Origin of the sequence: Paenibacillus sp. NAIST15-1 (assembly GCF_001894745.1) — a bacterium.
GTDB lineage: Bacteria > Bacillota > Bacilli > Paenibacillales > Paenibacillaceae > Paenibacillus_B > Paenibacillus_B suaedae.
On record NZ_BBYF01000024.1, the window covers coordinates 32,998 to 52,710 of the forward strand.

General features: G+C 46.0%; 22 protein-coding genes and 1 pseudogene. 16 read left to right on the top strand and 7 right to left on the bottom strand.

The window, feature by feature from the left end:
- The first annotated feature begins 118 nt into the window (after positions 1–118).
- The 7 genes from PBN151_RS28150 (at position 119) to PBN151_RS28180 (ending at position 6,164) form a co-directional block, all read left to right on the top strand.
- On the top strand, positions 119–1,228 hold the full coding sequence (locus PBN151_RS28150; protein WP_072731986.1) for an ABC transporter ATP-binding protein: 1,110 nt from the start codon (positions 119–121) through the stop codon (positions 1,226–1,228).
- Positions 1,228–2,019 carry an ABC transporter permease subunit gene (locus tag PBN151_RS28155; protein ID WP_065294056.1) on the top strand — a complete coding sequence of 264 codons (792 nt, stop codon included), beginning with the start codon at positions 1,228–1,230 and terminating at the stop codon, positions 2,017–2,019. Before PBN151_RS28150 ends, PBN151_RS28155 begins: the two co-directional genes overlap by 1 nt.
- 69 nt (positions 2,020–2,088) lie before the next feature.
- Positions 2,089–2,667 carry a TetR/AcrR family transcriptional regulator gene (locus PBN151_RS28160; protein ID WP_072731987.1) on the top strand — a complete coding sequence of 193 codons (579 nt, stop codon included), beginning with the start codon at positions 2,089–2,091 and terminating at the stop codon, positions 2,665–2,667.
- Positions 2,668–2,735: 68 nt separating this feature from the next.
- A complete protein-coding gene (locus PBN151_RS28165; protein WP_072731988.1) occupies positions 2,736–2,981 on the top strand; it encodes a hypothetical protein in 246 nt (81 codons plus the stop codon).
- Positions 2,982–3,161: 180 nt separating this feature from the next.
- Complete coding sequence (locus PBN151_RS28170; protein ID WP_072731989.1) at positions 3,162–3,992, top strand: alpha/beta hydrolase family protein; 831 nt, start codon at positions 3,162–3,164, stop codon at positions 3,990–3,992.
- A gap of 457 nt (positions 3,993–4,449) precedes the next feature.
- Positions 4,450–5,061, top strand: a complete 612-nt coding sequence (locus PBN151_RS28175) for a DUF47 domain-containing protein (protein ID WP_072731990.1) — start codon at positions 4,450–4,452, stop codon at positions 5,059–5,061.
- Positions 5,062–5,165: 104 nt separating this feature from the next.
- Positions 5,166–6,164: an inorganic phosphate transporter gene (locus tag PBN151_RS28180; RefSeq protein ID WP_072732014.1), complete on the top strand. Its 999-nt coding sequence runs from the start codon at positions 5,166–5,168 to the stop codon at positions 6,162–6,164.
- 59 nt (positions 6,165–6,223) lie between these two features.
- Here PBN151_RS28180 and PBN151_RS28185 read toward each other — a convergent pair whose 3' ends face one another.
- Positions 6,224–6,763: a hypothetical protein gene (locus PBN151_RS28185; protein ID WP_083545371.1), complete on the bottom strand. Its 540-nt coding sequence runs from the start codon at positions 6,761–6,763 to the stop codon at positions 6,224–6,226.
- Positions 6,764–7,043: 280 nt separating this feature from the next.
- Here PBN151_RS28185 and PBN151_RS28190 point away from each other — a divergent pair, with 280 nt between their 5' ends.
- The 4 genes from PBN151_RS28190 (at position 7,044) to rlmD (ending at position 11,936) form a co-directional block, all read left to right on the top strand.
- A complete protein-coding gene (locus PBN151_RS28190) occupies positions 7,044–7,334 on the top strand; it encodes a YerC/YecD family TrpR-related protein (RefSeq protein ID WP_021254972.1) in 291 nt (96 codons plus the stop codon).
- A 4-nt stretch (positions 7,335–7,338) separates the two neighbouring features.
- Positions 7,339–8,442 (top strand): sirohydrochlorin chelatase, encoded by a 1,104-nt coding sequence (locus tag PBN151_RS28195; RefSeq protein WP_072731991.1) that lies wholly within the window; start codon positions 7,339–7,341, stop codon positions 8,440–8,442.
- A gap of 444 nt (positions 8,443–8,886) precedes the next feature.
- Complete coding sequence (locus tag PBN151_RS28200; RefSeq protein WP_021254970.1) at positions 8,887–9,789, top strand: diacylglycerol kinase; 903 nt, start codon at positions 8,887–8,889, stop codon at positions 9,787–9,789.
- A 608-nt stretch (positions 9,790–10,397) separates the two neighbouring features.
- Complete coding sequence (rlmD, locus tag PBN151_RS28205; protein WP_072731992.1) at positions 10,398–11,936, top strand: 23S rRNA (uracil(1939)-C(5))-methyltransferase RlmD; 1,539 nt, start codon at positions 10,398–10,400, stop codon at positions 11,934–11,936.
- A 5-nt stretch (positions 11,937–11,941) separates the two neighbouring features.
- On the opposite strand, the gene PBN151_RS32170 is transcribed toward rlmD, so the two are convergent.
- The 4 genes from PBN151_RS32170 to PBN151_RS28220 all read right to left on the bottom strand — a co-directional run bounded on the left by PBN151_RS32170 (position 11,942) and on the right by PBN151_RS28220 (position 13,848).
- Positions 11,942–12,253 carry a DUF4368 domain-containing protein gene (locus PBN151_RS32170; RefSeq protein ID WP_021258322.1) on the bottom strand — a complete coding sequence of 104 codons (312 nt, stop codon included), beginning with the start codon at positions 12,251–12,253 and terminating at the stop codon, positions 11,942–11,944.
- A gap of 158 nt (positions 12,254–12,411) precedes the next feature.
- Complete coding sequence (locus tag PBN151_RS32175) at positions 12,412–12,759, bottom strand: recombinase family protein (protein ID WP_072731993.1); 348 nt, start codon at positions 12,757–12,759, stop codon at positions 12,412–12,414.
- Positions 12,756–12,911, bottom strand: a complete 156-nt coding sequence (locus PBN151_RS31605) for a hypothetical protein (RefSeq protein WP_021258321.1) — start codon at positions 12,909–12,911, stop codon at positions 12,756–12,758. Before PBN151_RS31605 ends, PBN151_RS32175 begins: the two co-directional genes overlap by 4 nt.
- 397 nt (positions 12,912–13,308) lie before the next feature.
- The gene (locus PBN151_RS28220; protein ID WP_021254967.1) at positions 13,309–13,848 is read right to left on the bottom strand and encodes a GNAT family N-acetyltransferase; all 540 of its coding nucleotides are present in this window, start codon (positions 13,846–13,848) and stop codon (positions 13,309–13,311) included.
- A gap of 111 nt (positions 13,849–13,959) precedes the next feature.
- On the opposite strand from PBN151_RS28220, the pseudogene PBN151_RS28225 reads away from it, so the two are divergent.
- Positions 13,960–14,481 (top strand): annotated as a pseudogene (locus PBN151_RS28225) (site-specific integrase); the annotation flags it as partial.
- Positions 14,482–14,874: 393 nt separating this feature from the next.
- Here the strand turns inward: PBN151_RS28225 and PBN151_RS28230 are convergent.
- Positions 14,875–15,279 carry a recombinase family protein gene (locus tag PBN151_RS28230; RefSeq protein WP_083545372.1) on the bottom strand — a complete coding sequence of 135 codons (405 nt, stop codon included), beginning with the start codon at positions 15,277–15,279 and terminating at the stop codon, positions 14,875–14,877.
- Between the two features lie 70 nt (positions 15,280–15,349).
- On the bottom strand, positions 15,350–15,508 hold the full coding sequence (locus PBN151_RS31610; protein WP_161627344.1) for a hypothetical protein: 159 nt from the start codon (positions 15,506–15,508) through the stop codon (positions 15,350–15,352).
- A 332-nt stretch (positions 15,509–15,840) separates the two neighbouring features.
- On the opposite strand from PBN151_RS31610, the gene PBN151_RS28235 reads away from it, so the two are divergent.
- The 4 genes from PBN151_RS28235 (at position 15,841) to PBN151_RS30920 (ending at position 19,248) form a co-directional block, all read left to right on the top strand.
- Positions 15,841–16,194, top strand: coding sequence for a hypothetical protein (locus PBN151_RS28235; RefSeq protein ID WP_175560823.1), 354 nt, complete (start codon positions 15,841–15,843; stop codon positions 16,192–16,194).
- 50 nt (positions 16,195–16,244) lie between these two features.
- Positions 16,245–16,709, top strand: coding sequence for a hypothetical protein (locus tag PBN151_RS28240; RefSeq protein WP_021258313.1), 465 nt, complete (start codon positions 16,245–16,247; stop codon positions 16,707–16,709).
- Positions 16,710–17,266: 557 nt separating this feature from the next.
- Positions 17,267–17,413 carry a hypothetical protein gene (locus PBN151_RS31615; RefSeq protein WP_172619370.1) on the top strand — a complete coding sequence of 49 codons (147 nt, stop codon included), beginning with the start codon at positions 17,267–17,269 and terminating at the stop codon, positions 17,411–17,413.
- Positions 17,414–17,919: 506 nt separating this feature from the next.
- Entirely contained in the window at positions 17,920–19,248 is a 1,329-nt protein-coding gene (locus PBN151_RS30920) for a DUF4261 domain-containing protein (RefSeq protein WP_083545373.1), read from the top strand.
- The last annotated feature ends 465 nt before the right edge of the window (positions 19,249–19,713 follow it).

The window sequence follows — 19,713 nt, forward strand, 5'->3', positions numbered from 1 at the left end:
GAGTGGAAAATGGTATACTTTCATGCTTGATTGAGTATAAAACGGACTTGTGAGTTTGAATATATGCGGAATAAGATATACTCATAATTTAACTATAGTATAGATTGGAGTGTGCCGCATGAACGCTATCAAGTTGAGCAATCTCACAAAAAGGTACGGATCACAGCGCGGTATCCACGAAGTCAATTTAGAAGTACAGCAGGGTGAGATTTTCGGATTCATTGGACCGAATGGGGCGGGAAAGTCTACTACGCTTCGTACGATTATGCAGCTCATTCGCCCTACCTCGGGGACAGTGGAATTGTTCGGAGAAGTAATGAACAAGGAACGTCCTGATGTTCGCAGGAGAATCGGCTATTTACCGTCAGAAGTGCATTATAACGAGGAGCTAACAGGCAGAGAAGTACTGGACTTCGCTGCGCGAATGAATGGGCTGTTGTTGCAACATACAACTGCAATGGCATTGGCAGATCAGCTAAAGCTGGATGTCAGTAAGAAAGTGAAGTCATACTCACTTGGCAATCGCAAGAAGCTTGGCATTGTACAGTGTCTGCTGCATAAGCCGGATTTAATTGTACTGGATGAACCGACATCAGGGCTTGATCCGTTGATGCAGCACATTTTTTTTCAGATATTAATGGAGCAGCATGAACGGGGAGCGACCATCTTCTTCTCCACCCATATTCTAAGCGAGGTAGAGAAGTTGTGCAGCCGTGTCGCGTTCATCCGAGAAGGTCGTCTGCTGCGAGTAAGTGATGTAGATGGGATTCCAGGCAAGGATCGCCGGATTGCACATATTCAATTCAAGCAGCAGGGTAATTGCATAGAGGCTTATCGATTGAGAAATATCGATCCGAACGCAGTATACGATGGCATGGAGCATCGTCTTGTGCTGCAAGGTGATCTGCACCTTGCTCTGCAGCGTATTGCTGCCCACGAGCTAAGGGATATCCGTATTGAGCAGCCTTCTTTGGAGGATCTGTTCATGGCGGAGTACGATGCAAGCGGAAATGGGGGAAATCATTCGCAGGATCAAGCGGGACAATCAACGCAAGCTGGGCAATTGAGGGAACGCACAGGAGAGCAATCATCGCAAACTGGGCACTTGCACGAGCGCGTAGTAGAGAAGACAAAGCAGGCTGGACATTCGCGGGAGGATGCAGTAGAGCAGCCAACGCAAGCTGGGCATTCACGTGAGCGTTCTGAGAGCGAAAGGGGAGAAGCGTAATGTGGCAGGTGTTTCGTTATGAATGGAGAACGAATCGTCGCAGCTTTTTCATATGGGCAGGCATCATTATTGTGTTCCAGATGATGTTCGCTGGACTCGGCGACATGTACACGAGCAATACATCGCTGTTGGACGCCTTGAAGCAGTTCCCTCCTGCCTTGCTGGAAGGATTCGGTATGCATGTGGAGATGTTCGGCAGCTTCGAGGGCTGGATGGCGGGCGAGCCGCTTGTGTTCTACATGATGCTGTTAGGCATATTCGCTGCGATGTGGGCGGCTTCCACGGTGGCGAGGGAGAGGGATCGAGGGACAGTGGATTTCATGTTCACCCTGCCAGCATCTCGTGGGCAGCTGTTCCTCGGAAAAGCCTGCGCGCATCTTCTTGCCTTCTTCTTGATTGCAGCGGTCAGTTATGGGGTGACGGTATGGTTCGGGCACCTGTTCAGTACCGTGGCGGATGCAGGGCTGCTGCTCACCTACTCGATCGCGGGCCTGCTGGCGGCGCTGGCATTTGCCGGAATCGGATATGTGATGACGGTCTTCGTCACTTCCGAGCGAACCGGAATGTCGCTTAGTATTGGAATCGTCATCTTATCGTTCCTATTTCATCTGCTCTCCGGTATGGAGAAGTCGTTAGCCTGGATGTCGGACATCAGCTTGTTCACGGTCTTCAATGGCAAAGATTTATTCGACGCAGGCAGCTTGCCTTGGGAGGGTGTATTCATTACGATAGGGATATATGCAGGCGGGCTGCTCTTCGGCTGGCTTGTGCTGACGAAGCGGGATCTGTAAGATGCAGTCTCTCTCTTGAAGGCATAGGCGGCAGAGCCTTGTCCGCACGGAAAGGGGAGCTTATGCCAGTTGAACAGTAAAGCGATCGCAATTATGGATGTCGGACAGCGGTTGTTTTTCGAACGGGGCATCCAAGAGACGAGTATGGAGCAGATTGCGGAGGCGGTTCCCGTTGCGAAAATGACAATATATAAATATTTTCAAAGTAAGGAAGGGCTGCTTGAGGCTATTACGGATCGGATGGTGCAGGAGAGCCATCAATTTTTGCTGCGTGTGATGGAAGAAGCGAAGGATATGTATGAACTATTCGACCTTTTGCTAAAATACCAGCCCTTTGATCGGATATCTTTAACGTTCGTTACCGATTTAACGCAGTACTATCCAAATCTGTTCGCAAAAATGATGGCCTATCAAGAGGAGCACGTCATCCCGGAGTTTGAAGGGGCGATCTTCCGGGGGCAGCAGAGGGGAGAGATTCGCAAAGAGCTATCCCCGCATTTGATCGTGCGTTATCTCGTGTCGATGAAGCAGTTCCTCCTCCAGCCAGGCAATTTGGATGAGCGGATGAACGTACGCACATTGTCTGACCAGATCACGACGATGCTCTGTCATGGCATTCTGTCTGAACGTCCTTCTAACGGCGTATAAAATTCTCCTTACACACCATAATAATGTCGTATAGGCCAATCATGACATACGGCAGGAGGGTGACAAGGATGAAAGGGAAGAGCGATTCAGAACAAGGGCTAACACAGCTGTATCTCAATCAGGAGCATTCGAGGGGGCCAAGCGAAGCGTCCACGGTTGAAGAGTCCCATTTAGCTAGCAAGTCATCCTTGACGGATGACTCTGCGGACACAGACGATTATGATCAGGCTGCCTCGCATTTACAGGCGGGGATGACGGATGGGACGCTGGAGACGCATCAGATGCTGCAGCGTTCGTACGGACTGTATTACTAATCAAAACCGTAATACCGCTGCGCGGTGTTGCGGTTTTTTTCTTGTCTGAACTCTTGACAGCAATCGGATAGAGGAGTACACTCAACTTAAAACATAGTATATTAATCGGAATTATATGATATAGACGATGCAGGGTGCACTGCACGCACCTGAGTGATGTAGAAGGCAGGGGAGTGTAAGATGGAGCGACATATTGATATTCGATGGCAAGAAGAACGGTTGGCGGCGACGATTCATTATCCAGAGGAGCGAGCTCCATTTGAACGTGGTGTGAAGCGGCGCGCCCCTGTAACGATTATTTGCCACGGCTTCGTCGGCAGCCGAATTGGTGTTGACCGCTTATTCGTGAATGCAGCGCGCAGACTGGCAGGGGAAGGGCACATCGTTGTGCGCTTCGACTTTGCCGGATGCGGCGAGAGCACGGGCGACTACGGGCATACTGGTCTAGATGACATGATAAGTCAGACGCAGTCAGTACTCGACTATGCACTCGGCTGCGGTGATGTCGACCCGCAGCGGGTAACGCTGATCGGCCACAGCTTGGGTGGAGCGATTGCAATATTGACCGCTGTGCGCGATCAGCGCATTAAGCGGCTTGTCCTCTGGTCGCCTGTAGCCTACCCATTCAATGATATTGTGCGGATAGTCGGGCGAGAGCAGTACGATACGGCAATGACAAGAGGATCTGCCGATTACCTGGGATATTCCTTCACGCCTGCTTACTTCAATGCGTTGGGTGTTCATCAGCCGCTGCAAGAGGCACGCAAGTTCAATGGCGATGTACTGCTCGTACACGGCACAAGTGATGATGTCATACCGGCGGATTACAGCTTCCTGTTCCAGAAGGTGTTCTGGCTGCGCAGCGACGGTCAATGTGATAAGGAAATTGTGTTCCAAGCCGATCATACGTATTCGGATGGCACGCATCGGGAGAAGCTGTTTACCTGCACGCTTCAATGGTTAAAGCGGTGGGAGAAGCGGCAGGAAGAATGGGCGAACTGGAGTATATAGCTTGATGATGGTGTGGGAGTGAGATAATCCAATTATGAATGTGAGACGAAGTGGCAGCCGGAAGGCATAGCAGCTTCGTCTTTTTTGATTTGGGGTGAATACGAGCATATGCCGATCTCATGTATGTCTTTGCAGAAAAAGGAGGAAACTATACCGTATGGTGGGCACAGCATGATTGCTAGCTCATGTCTATGGCATATCCAACATTTCAACGTGGGAAACATTGGATGGCAAGCGAAAAACAGCGTGAGAACGGTATTTTGCTGTACTTTTTATGAAAAACGGCGAAAATTGTCGAATAAGGGAGAATTTCCGGTGGTGAATAGGGCTAAAGTTTCGACATTTGCTCACGTTTGATTTACGATTTCTTTACAAAACCACCGTATCCTATGATAAGATATGTAAGGTTTAGAAGATTACATCACATGCAATTTTTGTTGCAAAGGAGATCTCGGGAATGTTCAAGAAAAGGGACGTGTTTTTCGAAACGCTGCAAAACATGGCGGATACGCTCGTTCTAGCGGCAGAAACGTTCGCACAAGGCGTAGAAGATTTGACGGATGTCTTGGCGTTTACGAAGGAAATGAAGGATCTGGAAAGCAAATGTGACGTCTATGTACATACGATCTTGACAGAGCTTAATAAAACATTCATTACGCCGATTGAGCGCGAGGATATTATGGCGCTTACGACTGCACTCGACGATGTTCTTGATGGGATGGAGGCCAGCGCTTCGCGTTTCGACATGTACCAAATGATTGAACATGATGAAATCGTCGTATTGTTCGCCGATGTTATCAAGCGCAGTGCATATGAAATACAGAAGGCAATCAAACTGTTGTCACAGAAAAAACTGCTTGCTATCCGCGAGCATAACATACGTGTCAATGAGCTGGAAAATTCCGCAGACGACATTTACCGCCGTGGGGTTCGTGCCTTGTTCGCAGAAGTAAAGGATCCAATCGAATTGATCAAACGCAAAGACGTATACGAGCGTCTTGAACAGACGACCGACAGCTGTGAGGATGTGGCGAAGCAGCTTGAAACGATCGTCATGCGAAATTCCTAATATCTGTCGTAACACATAAGATAAGCCAGCCCTAGTGTACGAAGGAGGTAGGGATTGCGCGGACGGATGATAATTAGTGCTGTGCAATCACATAGATAATGAACATGGATATTACGATGATTATCGTGGGCGTCGTTATTTTCTTGGCGCTTGCCTTTGACTTTATTAACGGCTTCCACGATACGGCGAATGCGATCGCCACGTCGGTGTCAACGAGGGCGCTTCCGCCGCGTGTTGCCATTTTGATGGCCGCTGTGATGAACTTTGCCGGGGCGCTGACCTTTACAGGGGTTGCCAAGACGATAGGAGGCAGTATTGCTGATCCAGCGAAGCTGGAGAATGGTCTTGAAATCGTCATGGCGACGCTGATCGCGGCCATAATCTGGAACTTGGTTACTTGGTGGTTCGGGATTCCGTCATCTTCCTCGCATGCGCTTATTGGCGCGTTGGCAGGGGCAGTATTCATCGGCGCCGGATCAGATTATTTGAACATGGGCGGATTTAAAAACATCGTTCTCGGTCTTATTATTTCGCCAATTATTGCTTTCGCTGTCGGTTACGTTGTGATGACAATCTTGAAATGGATATTTGGGAATCATAGTCCACATACCGTTAATAAAGGGTTCCGAACCTGTCAAATTATTACGGCTGCTCTGCAATCATTCACACATGGTACGAATGACGCGCAGAAGGCAATGGGGATTATTACATTCGCACTCGTCACTGCACAACTGCAGACCGAAATGGAGGTACAGCTGTGGGTTAAGATTGCTGCTGCAACAGCGATGGCACTCGGTACTTCGATTGGCGGCTGGAAGATCATTAAAACGATGGGAACTAAAATTTTCAAAATTGAACCGATTAACGGCTTTGCCGCAGACTTGTCTGCAGCCTCGGTTATTATGTCGGCAACGCTGACGCATTTGCCTATTAGCACTACGCATGCTATTACCTCCGCGATCTTGGGGGTAGGCTCCGCCAAGCGTTTCTCGGCGGTGAAGTGGGGCGTAGCAGGTCGTATTGTAGTGACTTGGTTCATTACGATTCCGATTTGCGCGGTACTTGCGATGATTATTTTCAAGTTCATCGATCTATTCTTTTAAATAGAAGCACACAGAGCCGGCTCTCTCTATGGAGGAGTCGGCTCTTTTGCTGTGTGTAATTACCGGCGATGCGTCTTGGAGGTGCGACGGCGCTGCTTACTTGGAATCGGCGATTTCCCTTTTCCTGTTGTACGCTTGCGGCGGCGCCTCCGCGGATTTTTCGTCCAATGATCATCTTCGTCACCGTCTTCTCCGTCTTTCTTTTTGCCTGGAAGGAGTGTGCCCATGAGCAGCTTGGCGACGGGAGCAATCTGGGATACGCTGTTCATCACTTTCTGCACCTTGCCCATCGTCTCGACGATGCCTTCAATTCCGCCCATGCGATCAATGACTTGCTTGATGTCACCGATCGAGAAGCCGCTTTTCTTGGCAGTGGTCTCCTCAACAACCGTAGCAATTGGCGATTCGGCTGCTTGGGTAAATGGAACGATGGCTGTAGTTTCTAGCGGTGGCGGGGGAGTGAATGATGGCAAGAAGGGCGCAGGTTCAGGGCTGAAGCTGCGGATATGCGCCTTGTTTTCCTTTTGCTTGGGAAGACTGGGGACGGTCATCAGCTGCGACGGTAAAGGAGCCCTCTCATATTGGCGAGGGTTGTTCATCTCATCACGACCTTTTTGTATAAGTATGGCAGGTTTGCATAGTCTAAACGTACTCCAATCAACATTCTCTAGTGCTTTCTGCATTGGTATGGGATAATATACTGTATGTGATAGGCGAACAACTCGAGTGGACGATCGCCCGTAGACGGACGCCCAATCTTTTATGGAAGCGCTCTATTTTTACAGTAATTCACTAACGCATGACAACTGTAATGCTTGAAAAGGTATGTCAAAGGAAGTACAATGAGGGTAACAAGCATTGATGTAGGGGTGGATAAGGTTGCAATTGAAAAAATTGAACGATAAGTCAGTCGACCAGCTGTTTGAGGCGGTTATGACGCTGAAATCAGTGGAAGAGTGTTATATTTTCTTTGATGATCTGTGCACGGTAAATGAGATTCAATCCTTATCCCAGCGGTTGGAGGTTGCTCGCATGTTGGGCAAGGGCTGTACGTACAATCAGATTGAAGCGGAGACCGGAGCAAGTACAGCCACGATTTCCCGCGTGAAGCGTTGTTTGAACTACGGCAATGATGGTTATAAAATGGCATTAGAACGTTTAGGTAAATAATCAGATGAAGCCGGGACTGCTTATCATCAGCCACGGTTCAAGAGATGAATCCTGGGTTACACTGGTAGAGGAAGCCATCGCACAGACGGATTGGCCTGATGGGGTTGCTGTCGTCTCCTCTTACTTGGAATGTGTACCGGAACAAGATATACAATACGGCATTAATACATTGGAAGCGCAAGGGGTGAACCATATTGGGGTCATCCCCTTGTTCGTGTCTGCGGGTAGTACGCATGCCGATGAGATAGCATATGCGCTTGGCGCTAAGCCTGCTCCGCTCTGTGAGACAGACCTGGAGCCATTCCGAGTGCAAGCTCGCGTCTATTATGGCCGTCCGCTTGACGGAGGGAATGTCGTTCCGTTGCAAGCGTGTGCGTCATCTATGCTAGGAGAAGGAATTGAAGAGAACGGGCAAGCTGTCGAATCTTCCTTCTCTGCTCATGTTGAGCAAAGTGGAGATGGGAGTGAAAGTAGCTCTTACTTAGGATTGTCGGCACAGTCTGATCGAAGCTGTTCGATTGCGGATGTGGACAGTCAGGAGGATGTTCTCATTCAGATGGTGGAGGAGCGGCTGCGTGGACTCGGGGTACGACCAGACTCGGATGCAGTGCTGCTCGTTGCGCACGGCAGTCGATACGAGCCTTTTGCTTCGCGTTGGCATGAGAGCTTACGGCGACTGGAGCGGAAGCTTGTGCTGCGTGGCACGTGTGCAGGAGCCTCACATGCCTTGCTCTGCTATGAAGATATTGCGGAAGCGGTGAGCCGTTTACAGAGCGTATTGACGCTCGGTCAAGATGAAATCGTCTGGAGCGGCAGGGCGGAACAATTGACTGTTCCCCTAGACTCGTTCGGCGGTATGGATGTCTTCGATGGTCATGATGGTGGAGGGCACTCGTGCGGAGAACAGACTGTTGAACGTCGTGTTGCCGTCGTTCCTGTGTTCCTCAGTCGAGGTTATTTCACTTCTCATGTGATTCCGCAGCGGCTTGGTGATGTGTCTGCCATGTATGATGGCGAAGCTCTGCTGCCGCACTCCGCCTTGAATAGATGGCTGCAGCAGGAAGCGGTTCGTTTACTGGCTATGATGAAGGGGTATGTATCTCAATAGTTGGTGCCGGGATTGGGATCGTTTGAAAGTCTGTTGACGGAAGTTGCTAGGGCGATTATCCCGTCAGTTTCGAACATTTTGAGGAACGATTGTGTTATCATGAGAAGAATAGATTGTATGATGTGACGATGCAGATGGAATTGCGTGAGAATGCAGAAAGAATGCCACGATGCATCTTGATACATAAGAATATATGTTGGTGGTTCGGAGTTTTTATAACTGTCCGCAGGGCTGCTGTGAAGTTAGGATGTCTCCAACAAGGCATGATGTGGATATGAAGAAGCTTACTATGGTAGTATGGTTCATAACACAGGTTGTTTTGCTGTTCGAGGCAAAGTGACTAGAACTGGACGATATGGCGAAATGTTGCTGGCAGCTAAGCCTTCGCGAAGAAGGTTGTGAAATCGGTTGAACGTGAATAGATTGTAAATGGGTGAAACATTCATGGTAAAGAGAGCTAGGCTTATTTATAATCCGACATCTGGCCGGGAGGAAGGCAGGAAGCGGCTGGCGGATATATTGCATATGCTGGATGCTGCTGGCATCGAGACGACGACGCATGCGACGGAAGGCGAAGGAGATGCAACGGCTAGTGCGGCAGAAGCAATTGATAACGGATATGATATGATTATCGCAGCTGGTGGCGATGGTACGCTCAATGAGGTCATTAATGGGATGGCGGACAAGCCGGAACGGCCTCCACTTGGCATTATTCCGCTTGGGACGACGAATGACTTCGCACGGGCCTTGGGTATTCCTCGCAATTGGGAGGATGCTTGCTCAATTATTACGCGTCAGACAACTCGGGTTATTGACCTTGGGCAGTCGAATGAGAAGTACTTCATTAATATTGCAGGCGGCGGTTCCTTGACGGAATTGACGTATGAGGTGCCAAGCAAGCTGAAGACGATTATCGGGCAGCTCGCTTATTATATGAAGGGCCTTGAGAAGATGACTCGCCTGCGTCCGACGGAGCTGCGTATTGAGCTGGAAGGCCACGGCGTCTATCATGAGGAATTCATGCTGTTCTTGATTACGAATACGAACTCGGTTGGCGGCTTCGAGAAGCTGGCGCCTGAGGCGCGAATTGATGACGGCTTATTCGATGTCATTATGCTGAAACGCTGCAATCTTGTGGAGTTCGTTCGGGTAGCTAGTATGGCTCTTCGGGGAGAGCATATTAATGATCCGCTCGTCATTCACAAGCAGACGAATCGAGTTACGGTTACATCGCCGGATGCAGTTCAGCTTAATCTAGACGGAGAATTCGGCGGTCTATTGCCAGCGACGTTCAGGGTGCTGCCTTCTCATTTGCGTATTTTCGCAGATGATCCAGAGGCTTTGTAAGCTGGGTAGATGTGCTTATGTACCGAGCTGTTATGGCGATGGAGAATAGAATGATATCGTTCCACGATCGGATGGTGGACGTTCGGCTTGACTAGCTGCTGTAGAGGGCACGGGTCAAGCCGTTTTATTGTTGTTGACGTGGTGAGGGGAACAGCGATAATTAGGGGCAGAAGGCAGAAGGCAGAAGGCAGAAGGCAGAAGGCAGAAGGCTAAACTGAAATGCAGATAAGATAAATGTATAATGCTAAAATGCTGTTTGATCGGATAATGGGATTCTTTGTCGTTAGGAAAAAGGTAATTAGAGCTTGTGCAGGCGTGAAGGCGCCGGGTCTTCTTGTTGGCGGGTGGATTATGGTATGATGATGCCATGCTCAACATGCGGAACAGCTGGATACCATGAGGATGACGTTTTCGAGGCTACGTATGGATGCAGAGTCGAGCGTAGTTATTTGTATATTTTCGGGCTATTATCGATTTTTGAGAAAGATATCGTGTACTGTATCTTTGGGTTTCCGGCAGAAGAGTGAGTATGAACATGAGCTAGACAAGCAATGCGAGAGCATTCAAAATAGATGGATTCGTTAACACATAAATAGGAGGGCATCAGGGTGAAAGGAAACAAGCAAAGCAAGCGGCCGGGGCGTCGAAATGGAGGACAGTCTGCATCTGCGACGCGTTCACAAGAAGCGGTAGGTGGACGCGCGGCACATGCACGCGTGCATAATGCCCCGGTACAGAAAAACGATGAGGTTGTAATGGATATTATTGGTTTGACGCATGATGGAGAAGGAGTCGGTCGTGCAGACGGCTTCACGCTGTTTGTACAAGGGGCATTGCCGGGTGAGCAGGTTCGTGCGCTTGTGCTGAAGGTGAAGAAACAGTACGGATATGCGAAGGTGTTAGAGCGCCTTGTAGACAGCCCCCATCGCGTGGAGTTGGAGCATCCAGCGAATGCATATGGCGGCTGTCAGTTGCAGCATATGGCGTACAGTGAGCAGCTGGTATGGAAGCGGCAGCATGTCGTTGACGTACTTGAGCGCATCGGGAAGTTCCGAGTGGAGCAAGCGGAAGGCGAAGCAGCTGCAACTGAAAATGCTGTGCAGGAGCAACCAATCAAGGTATGGCCAACGATCGGAATGGAGCAGCCTTGGCGTTATCGTAACAAGAGCCAAATGCCGATCGGCAAAAATGAGCGCACAGGCGAGCTAATCGGTGGTTACTTTGCGAAGGCGAGCCATCGGATTATCGATACGGATACGAGCCTGATCCAGCATGAAATGAACGACGACGCGATGCGTGTGGTGAAGCAAGTTGTACGGAAATACGGCATTGAGCCGTATAATGAGGAGCAGCATACAGGCCTACTTCGTCATGTGATGATGCGTGTTGGCTTCCGCACGAATGAGCTGATGATCACCTTCGTGACGAATGGGGACAAGCTGCCGCATCAGGAGAAGATCGTAGCGGAGCTTGCTGAGGCTTTGCCGCAGTTGAAGAGCGTCTGCCAGAGCATGAATACGAAGCGCACGAACGTTATTATGGGAGATAAGACCCGCGTATTGTGGGGTTCAGAATATATTACGGATTATATCGGAGATATCGCGTTCAAAATCTCCGCGCGTTCCTTCTACCAAGTAAATCCGGTGCAGACGGAAGTGCTGTATGAAAAGGCTGTAGAATATGCTGGCCTGACAGGGGAAGAGACGGTCATTGATGCGTATTGCGGCATCGGGACGATCTCGCTGTTCCTTGCACGGCGCGCGAAGCGGGTACTCGGCGTCGAGATCGTTGAGGAAGCGATCGCCGATGCGCGCCGCAATGCAGAACTGAATGGCGTGACAAACGCAGAATTCGCCGTTGGCGCAGCAGAAGACGTTATTCCTCGCTGGAAGGAGCAGGGTGTGACGCCTGATGTCATCGTCGTCGATCCGCCGCGCAAGGGTTGCGATCCTGCATTGCTCGACACGATGCTCGCCATGCAACCAGAGCGCATCGTATACGTGTCCTGCAATCCGTCGACGCTGGCTCGCGATTTGCAAGTGCTGGCGGGTGGAGGCTACCGCGTCGTTGAGGTACAGCCGGTGGACATGTTCCCGCAGACTACGCATGTGGAGTGTGTTTCACTGCTAGTTTTAGAAGAAGGTTGAGTGGATTATAACCCCTCAACCATGGCAAACTTATAATAAATCTTGATGCTTTTATCTTCTTTGACTTCAATCTTTTCAACGAAGCGTAAAAGAGTCTCTGTAGTCAAAGTATCGAAAGCAACTGCTTTTTTAAATTGTTCTTTGATGGAGAAAAGTTTACTCGCTGAGTAGCTTTCCTCCATCTTTTTTTGAAGTTGGCTTTTTTCGACTTCTAAATGCAGCAACTTGTCTTCAATATCTGTAACCAAACAGTCATAGTCGTCCTTGGTAATAGCATCACTGACAAACTTCTGTAAAGCATTTTTCTTTATATCCATTTGCTTTTGTATTTGTTTATCAATGGCTTGTAGCTGTTTTGTTATTTTTTTTGGTTAGCGTTTATTCTTTGTTTGACCTTGGCATCCAGATCAGGTAGGTTCAGTTTGTCGTACATCGCTTTTAAGTCGCTTAGAATGACTTCTGTGAGGTTTTGTCCTTAACTGCGTGATTGGTACAAGCGATGTTCCCATGCCTTGCATAGGTGCCACAAATGTATCCTTTTCGGTGCTATCTTTTTCAATTGATAGAGCAACCCTACATTTCGACCTATTCTACTTAATTCTTTTGCAACTATCACATCAAACTTCTGATGCTCAGCTTCTTCGATAAGCCTTTTCAGACCTTCACGATTGTCGTTGGTTCCAGTTTGCACATCAATGTAGAAATCGAATAAATCGTGCTGTCCCTCTTTAAGGAAGTCTAAAATCAATTGCTTCTGATTTTCAGGAGATTCCTTTTGCCCTTCACTATCTGTTGAGACCCTAACATATCCTGCTACTTTCATTTATGTCGCCTCCCATTATTAGTGGTGGCGACTATATCTACTTGCTTATCATTGTAGGCGGCAGATACAATATTTTCAATCTCCTTCTCCAATTGACTAATAATTAAGGTCTTAAAGTCAGTTGTGCCTGTAAACACTCTTTCAATATTCATTATTACCTCCCCTTTCAATCAAAGCAATCGTTCTTGGTAGGGGATTAGTTGCGATAACCTTTTATTAGGGAGTCGGTGTTGAAAGATGTAGAAAGTTGATGTAGAGTTGAAGTAGTCTAAACGTCATAGGTGAAAGGGAGGGAGCAGTATTGCAAAAGCAAACTAATTTACAAAAAATTTGTTAGTTAAACCCCACAGCCCTTGATTTACAAGCACATTCACAGGATTTCAACTCCAATTTACTACTATTATCCCTTTTTTCAAGCCTGTTTCCCACAGGTTCGCGGAAGCGTGCACTTTTTTGCACGGCTAATGTTGTGCTTTCTTTTTGCATTTTTGCTATTGACTTCGCATAGTTGGTCTTATACTGTACGATGCACTATTCAAATTGTTAGCTTTATAATCCGAGTCTGGCACCTACTTCTGCATACTCTATATCTTTTCTTTCTGCATTCCAATTACCCCCTGTTTGTCCGTCCCATATCGCTCCTGTTTCAACGAAACCGACAGACGCAAACAACTTCCGGACGGCTTCGTTTACCATCCAATATGATGTAGCAACTGCATCGGCTTTTCCTTGTGGAAACGACTTTATGTAATCAATAACTTTCATCATTGCTTGTTTGCCAAATCCTTTGCCTTGATGCTTTTTATCAATCATAAAGCGATTAAGTCCATAAGTAGATTTATCTCCATATTTTTCACATAAAAATGCACTTTCCGCCAGTTCGAAAAATCCAATATCGACATATCCTATGACTTCATCATTGTTGCATATAGCGAAGATCATAGGAGGTTTTTCGTCGTTGAGTATCTTTACATAGGCTTTAGCCAAACAATATATGCTGGAATCCACATTTCCTTTCTGCTCGTCTGTTATGCTTAACTTCAACACTGCCTCAAAATTATCGTGGGTAATTTTTCTTAATTCAATCATTTTTCTTCCCTACTTCCGAAAATATAAATTCGCTGCATCTGCCCGTAACGCCGTTCCCCGTCCTCCGTGCCTTAACGACACCAGTATAGTATGAAAACCCGGATATTTCCACATTATGATGATATAATCATACTGCTTGGTACAGGACTTCGTATTTCAGAGTTGTGCGGATTGACAGATGCAGATATAGATTTAGAAAACAGAATTATTGATGTAAACCATCAGTTGTTATACTGCACAGGAACTGGATACTACATTGATGAACCAAAAACAAAGAGTGGTTTCCGACGAATTAAGATGACAGAGGAAGTCTATCAAGCCTTTAGACGTATAATGGATAGGCGCAGATTTACAAAGACTGTCACCATAGATGGCTATAGCAACTTCATATTCGTTACTCGAAGCGGCAATCCGAAAATCGGTATAAATTACAATAGTGTGTTCCGAGGACTTGTAAAGAAGTACAACAAGGATAATGATAATGAAGTAGCATTGCCAAAGGTAGTGACACCACATACCCTAAGACATACATTCTGCACCGATAAAGCCAATGAAGGCATGAATCCAAAAGCATTGCAATACATCATGGGACACTCCAACATTACAATGACCCTCAACTATTACGCACACGCAATAGGGGTCTATAATAAAGAGGCTTATTCCTTAAAACGGTGGTAACATTAAAAAAGAGCGGTTTTATTTACCGCCCCAATCCTTTAAGTAGTTATAGTCGCCTAATGCATTGTGTCTGTGAAAAGTATTCCTCACATGTGGAGTGTACAGTGTTACTTAAATTAAGAGGGGCAAACGGTTAAGTCCCTCTTTTATCCAACGCCCCATATAAAGTGGGGCGTGCAATATTGTAGTGAATTTCTTTGATTGCTCCCTCTTCATTGATTTCGAATTTTTTGATAAGACGTTGAAGAACTTGCTTCAACACTTGCTAATCATCAATATTTAATTCAGCGAAGCGGGAGATTTGTTTCCGAAAGGCATGGAGTTGTTCATCCGTGTCTTTTTTAGTTTCTAAAGCAAGTTCAGCATTACTTGGATATACTCGTTCTGAGCCTTGAGTCGCTCAAGGTCGATATGCTTTTCCGTATAAAGTTGTAATAAAGTCTGAAACTCTTTGTTTAGTTTGTTCAAGCGTATGGTTACGCTTGCTAACTCTTTCATGTATCTAGATTGCTGTTCGGTTGCTTTGCTGTTTGCCGCCCCGTAGATGGCAGTCAGGAGATTCTTAATGGTATATCTTCCCAACCTAGAAGCCGATTTTGCAATTACAGCATCAAACTTCTTCTTTTTTGCGTTTTGAAGCAACTGAAGTAATTCTGCTCGCTTTTCTCTAGTAGCCCCACTGATTCCGTTGTCCATATATTGCCGAACAATAGTCCAACCATTTTGGGAGGCTACAGCGGTCGCAAATGAAATCTGGTTCTCAAGACTATTTTTCTGAGCATCTCATTTTGTACTCACACGGGCATATATAGCAATTCTCATATTACCTTATCGTCCCTTCCATATCTGAATCAGAAGGGACAGTATTTGCTCTTTCTTCATGGTAAGAAGCACCGATAATTTTGTCAATTTGACTAGCCAAAATGAATAGTAAGATGTCCTCGAGACTTGCCATTCCTGTACAGGTTCGTTTGATTTTCATGATGTCATCCCCTCCTACTATTAGTGGTTGATCTATGTAGGAAGAAAGGATCGAACCAATTTTGATAAGAAGTTGTGTTGAAGAAATGTCTTGTGGGATACTGGAATTAAAATAAGCATAAGTCAGTTTCAGATAATAATATTTAAGTATCGAGGGGATTGAATATTACAGACACTATATATGTACATGTTCGGCATTGGCTATTTTGGTATGGAGTATATGGATTCTGCGACAAAAGTTCTAATGATGAAATTACATTGTTTTCTGACAAGGACAAAAATAACTTTCTAGGATATTTCGATTTATTGACTCAGCCCTGTCTCATAAATTTATTGAATAACGAACTTGATAAAACAGAAGACAAAGAATTTTATGACGAGATTGAGGAGTTCATAAAAGGTAATAAGGACATCGATTATAGTTATATATATCCGAGGGATGAAGAAGATACCTTATGTCAAGTTGACCACTTTGCACCGATGAATGATAAAGGCCACAAGCCTACCTATATTTATGTATGGTCAAAGCTTTCAGAAGATTGGGATATGATGAGTATTGATAGAATAGTAAAAATACTAGCAAACGATTTCTTACACATGGATATTAAAAAAGTGCAACTGATAGATATACCGACGCATGAAGAAACGAAAGTGTCATATGAAAAGGATTATGAACCTTACATCTGAAAACAACAGGTGGGGGGAAGGTGAAGTTATAAAGTATTGGGAGGATTTAGATGGCATTAGAACATGAGTTTCATCTCATTCCTATTACAATAGATATAGAACAATTTTGGATGAATAGAGAAAACAATCCTAAAGTTATAGATAGTGTAGTGATACATGATGACATTGTTCTGTACGTTAGTGATACATTAAAATGGATTCCGAGTAGAAATCCAGCTTTACATGGGACACCAGCTAGTGCAGGGATTAACTATCACGGCGTGACTCTTTTTGATGAGGTTTCTGCTAGGAACTTAAAAAGTGTATTTTCCTCTTGGAGAGACTTATTTCTGAACTCACCGACAGTACTAGAGCTTACAGGAGAATTTGTTATGGTTGAGGGTGGAGTACAATCGGGTCATTATGAAAAGTTAGTTTATAATCGACTTGAAATCATTAAGCAATTCGAAAAGATAATTTCATTTTCTGATAGATTGTCCGAAGGTAAATTTTATTTATACCATTGTGGAATATAGAGCTTTACTTTCTGTTGCCTTTCCCGCCCGTGGGGTGGTTATTTATTTCTTGCCCTGTGCTTCGCTTGGTCAAGGCTTCGCTTCGCTCAGAGGGTTCACTCCGCTCCGTTGTGCTCGCGGGGCTACATTGACTGGTGAAAGCCGAGCCAGTTTTTAACGTGTTCTCCTGTAGCCACGGTCAAAGCCGATTATGTTTTCTGAATATGTATAACCGCCGACTTCTCGGCGGCTTAAACTAATGGTATTTAACTTTTTAAAGTCCTCAACCCTCTCATAATTAAAAAATTGTAGTAAATCATGTTCGTTAATCCGATACCCGTATTTAGATGAGTGGCTTTGCTGGTGAGGAATGGCACAGATAGCTGAGAATGCAGTAGTGGAGTGGTTTTGGAGAGTATTACAGATGAGAAAATCCCTGAGTTGATTGAATTGGGAAGTTAGTCGTTGCTGTGCTCATCAAGGGAAAAACTCCCTTTACAACCACTACTAGTACGTTATAATACAATTATCAGACAGCATGATCGACTTATCAAAAGATAGATATTGGAGGTATGGTCATGGTCAATCGCAAAAGAAAAATGATTTCCGCAGCCCTCAGCACAGCTCTAGTCGTGACTATGTTGCTTACAGCCAGCACAGTCGATGCCCAAGGTACTCAGCCGGCGAAGACAGCAGGGGAAAAAAAGGTTGAAGTTATTAAATAGTGATTGTTAATGACATACTATCTACGAAGACAGCATGGAGTCTTACAATTGTGAAGCGGCCCAGTAAAAGCTGTTCATTTGAATGACAAATAACCAAAAGAGAAACGGCTGTTGTCCTTGTTAAAAAGGGTTTCAGCCGTTTCTGTTACTGTCGACTCCACATGTGGAGTCGGTTGCTTTGCTACGAAGACAGTAAAGCTGGAAATCCTTAATTTCAAGTACTAGTGTGGGAACGCAAATAGAATAATGATTTAAAAAGGTGCTATCAAAAATAGTACCTTTTTTATTTTTGACGTTTACGGAAATGAAGAGAACCGTAAATGATCTCCCCATTATCGTTGGGCTATACGCTTTACTCACCTATAGAGGGGCAAATGTTTCGGAAAACGGTCTTGAAAGTTAATTGTCGGATATTGTTCGTTTCCTATTAGCGAAGTAAGGAGGTTTTCCGAAATAAAACTAGAAAAACATCGAAGAGGCTTTTTAGAAGCTAAGGAGGTAATGTGATGAAAAAAGACTTGTTAGAACAGCTAAACCTCTGGCATGAAGAGGATGAATTTGAAAAAATAGTAGGCAAGATTGCGGAAATTCCCGAACAGGACAGAGACTATGATATAGTTGGCTATTTGGCGAGAGCATTAAACAATCTAAAACGTTACGATGAAGCATTACAGCAACTTTCGACGATCAAAACGCAAGGCGAGAATGACTTTCTTTGGCATTTTCGTGTAGGGTATGCCTACTACTACCTATCGCAATATGAGGACGCAGTAGCGGCATTCGAAATTGCGAATAAACTTGATCCCGAAGATGAAGATACTTCGACGTTATTGACATGGAGTCGTCGCGAGGTTGGCCTAACAGACCATCAAGAGAAATCTGAGACAGTGCAGCCAAACGCAATTGATTCGGTGAAGAATGATATTGAGGCGAATGAGAGGCTTGAACAGGAAAAGGACTTTGGTTTTGCCCAGGTGTACGCTGTGGAGTTAAAATACAAGCAGCCGCCGATGCTGGACCGAAACATACTTTACGAGAAGATGGAACTTTATACGGGGAAGGTTGATCGCGGAGAACATCATCCGGATTCTGCGGGACTTGCTGTGTGGGAAGCGAATAGTCAGGAAGATCAGAATTTACTGCATTTTTTCCATTTGAATTATATGGTTGAATATACTGAAGGCGAAATGCCGGCGCAAACCAGCCTGATGGATACAGAAAGCCGCCCGGTTGCGGACTACGAGTCGGCCATACAGCAGTCCTGGCATTGGCGGGAAGCCGCTCAAGTCGTGAGTGATTGCGAGCACTCGCTGCTGTTGATCGACATGATGGCATCGGGACTCGATCCCAAATCGCGGCTGCAGCTGTTCACCGGCTCGCTGCGGGCGGTGCTGGAAACGGCGCCTTGCGACGCCATCTATTTCCGGGAAAGCGACAAGCTCGTCGAACCTAGCGCTTATCTGGCGGCGATTGAAGAAGGAGAACTGCTATATGGTGCGCTGAACATTCGTTTTTATAATGTTGAAGGCACAGGCAGCGGCCGCCCTGAAGGTCTGATGGATTCATTGGGACTTGTCGCGCTTGGCATTCCGGATGTTCAGTGTCATTATTACGATCTGGAGCCTGATGAAGTAGCCGGAAATTTGCTTAATATCGCCTATTATTTATTCGACCGCGGGGACGTTATTGCCGACGGGGAAACAATTGGTTTCACCGAAGAGATGCGCTGGCGCTGCGAGCACCAATACGGGCTGGCCGCACCGCACCGGGTTGTCATCGATATAGATCCGGGAGAACCTTATTATGCCGGCAGTCAAGGCGCGGAGCAGTCGTAAACAGCAGTTACCCATCGGCGATGGTGCCTATGTTGCATAGATAGTAAAAGTTAAAAGGAAATTTACACACAATTATTTAATTATTGGGAAATCCATGCATTAATACACAAAACCCTTCATAAGGAACTGATTTATTTTATTTATTAATGATGCATGGAATGATGAGAGTAAGTTTGTTAGAGGGCTTGCTCATTCAGCTTTAGATGACATAAATATGTTTTGCAAATAATCACGCTTCAGAGATCACATCTGAGGCGTTTTTTTATTGAGGGGGTGAAGATAAACTAAAGGCGGCTTTGTAATGACCTACACGGAATCTCATCCAATGAGGAAGGTCATAACTAGCTATTCCCTTTCTATGGCCACGACTAGCCTGTTGGCGACAAGTATTACCGCAGTACACTGCATCTCTTTTAGAAGAACCAAACTCAGACCCCTACTTCCAGAACCACTGTCTTCTTTCTT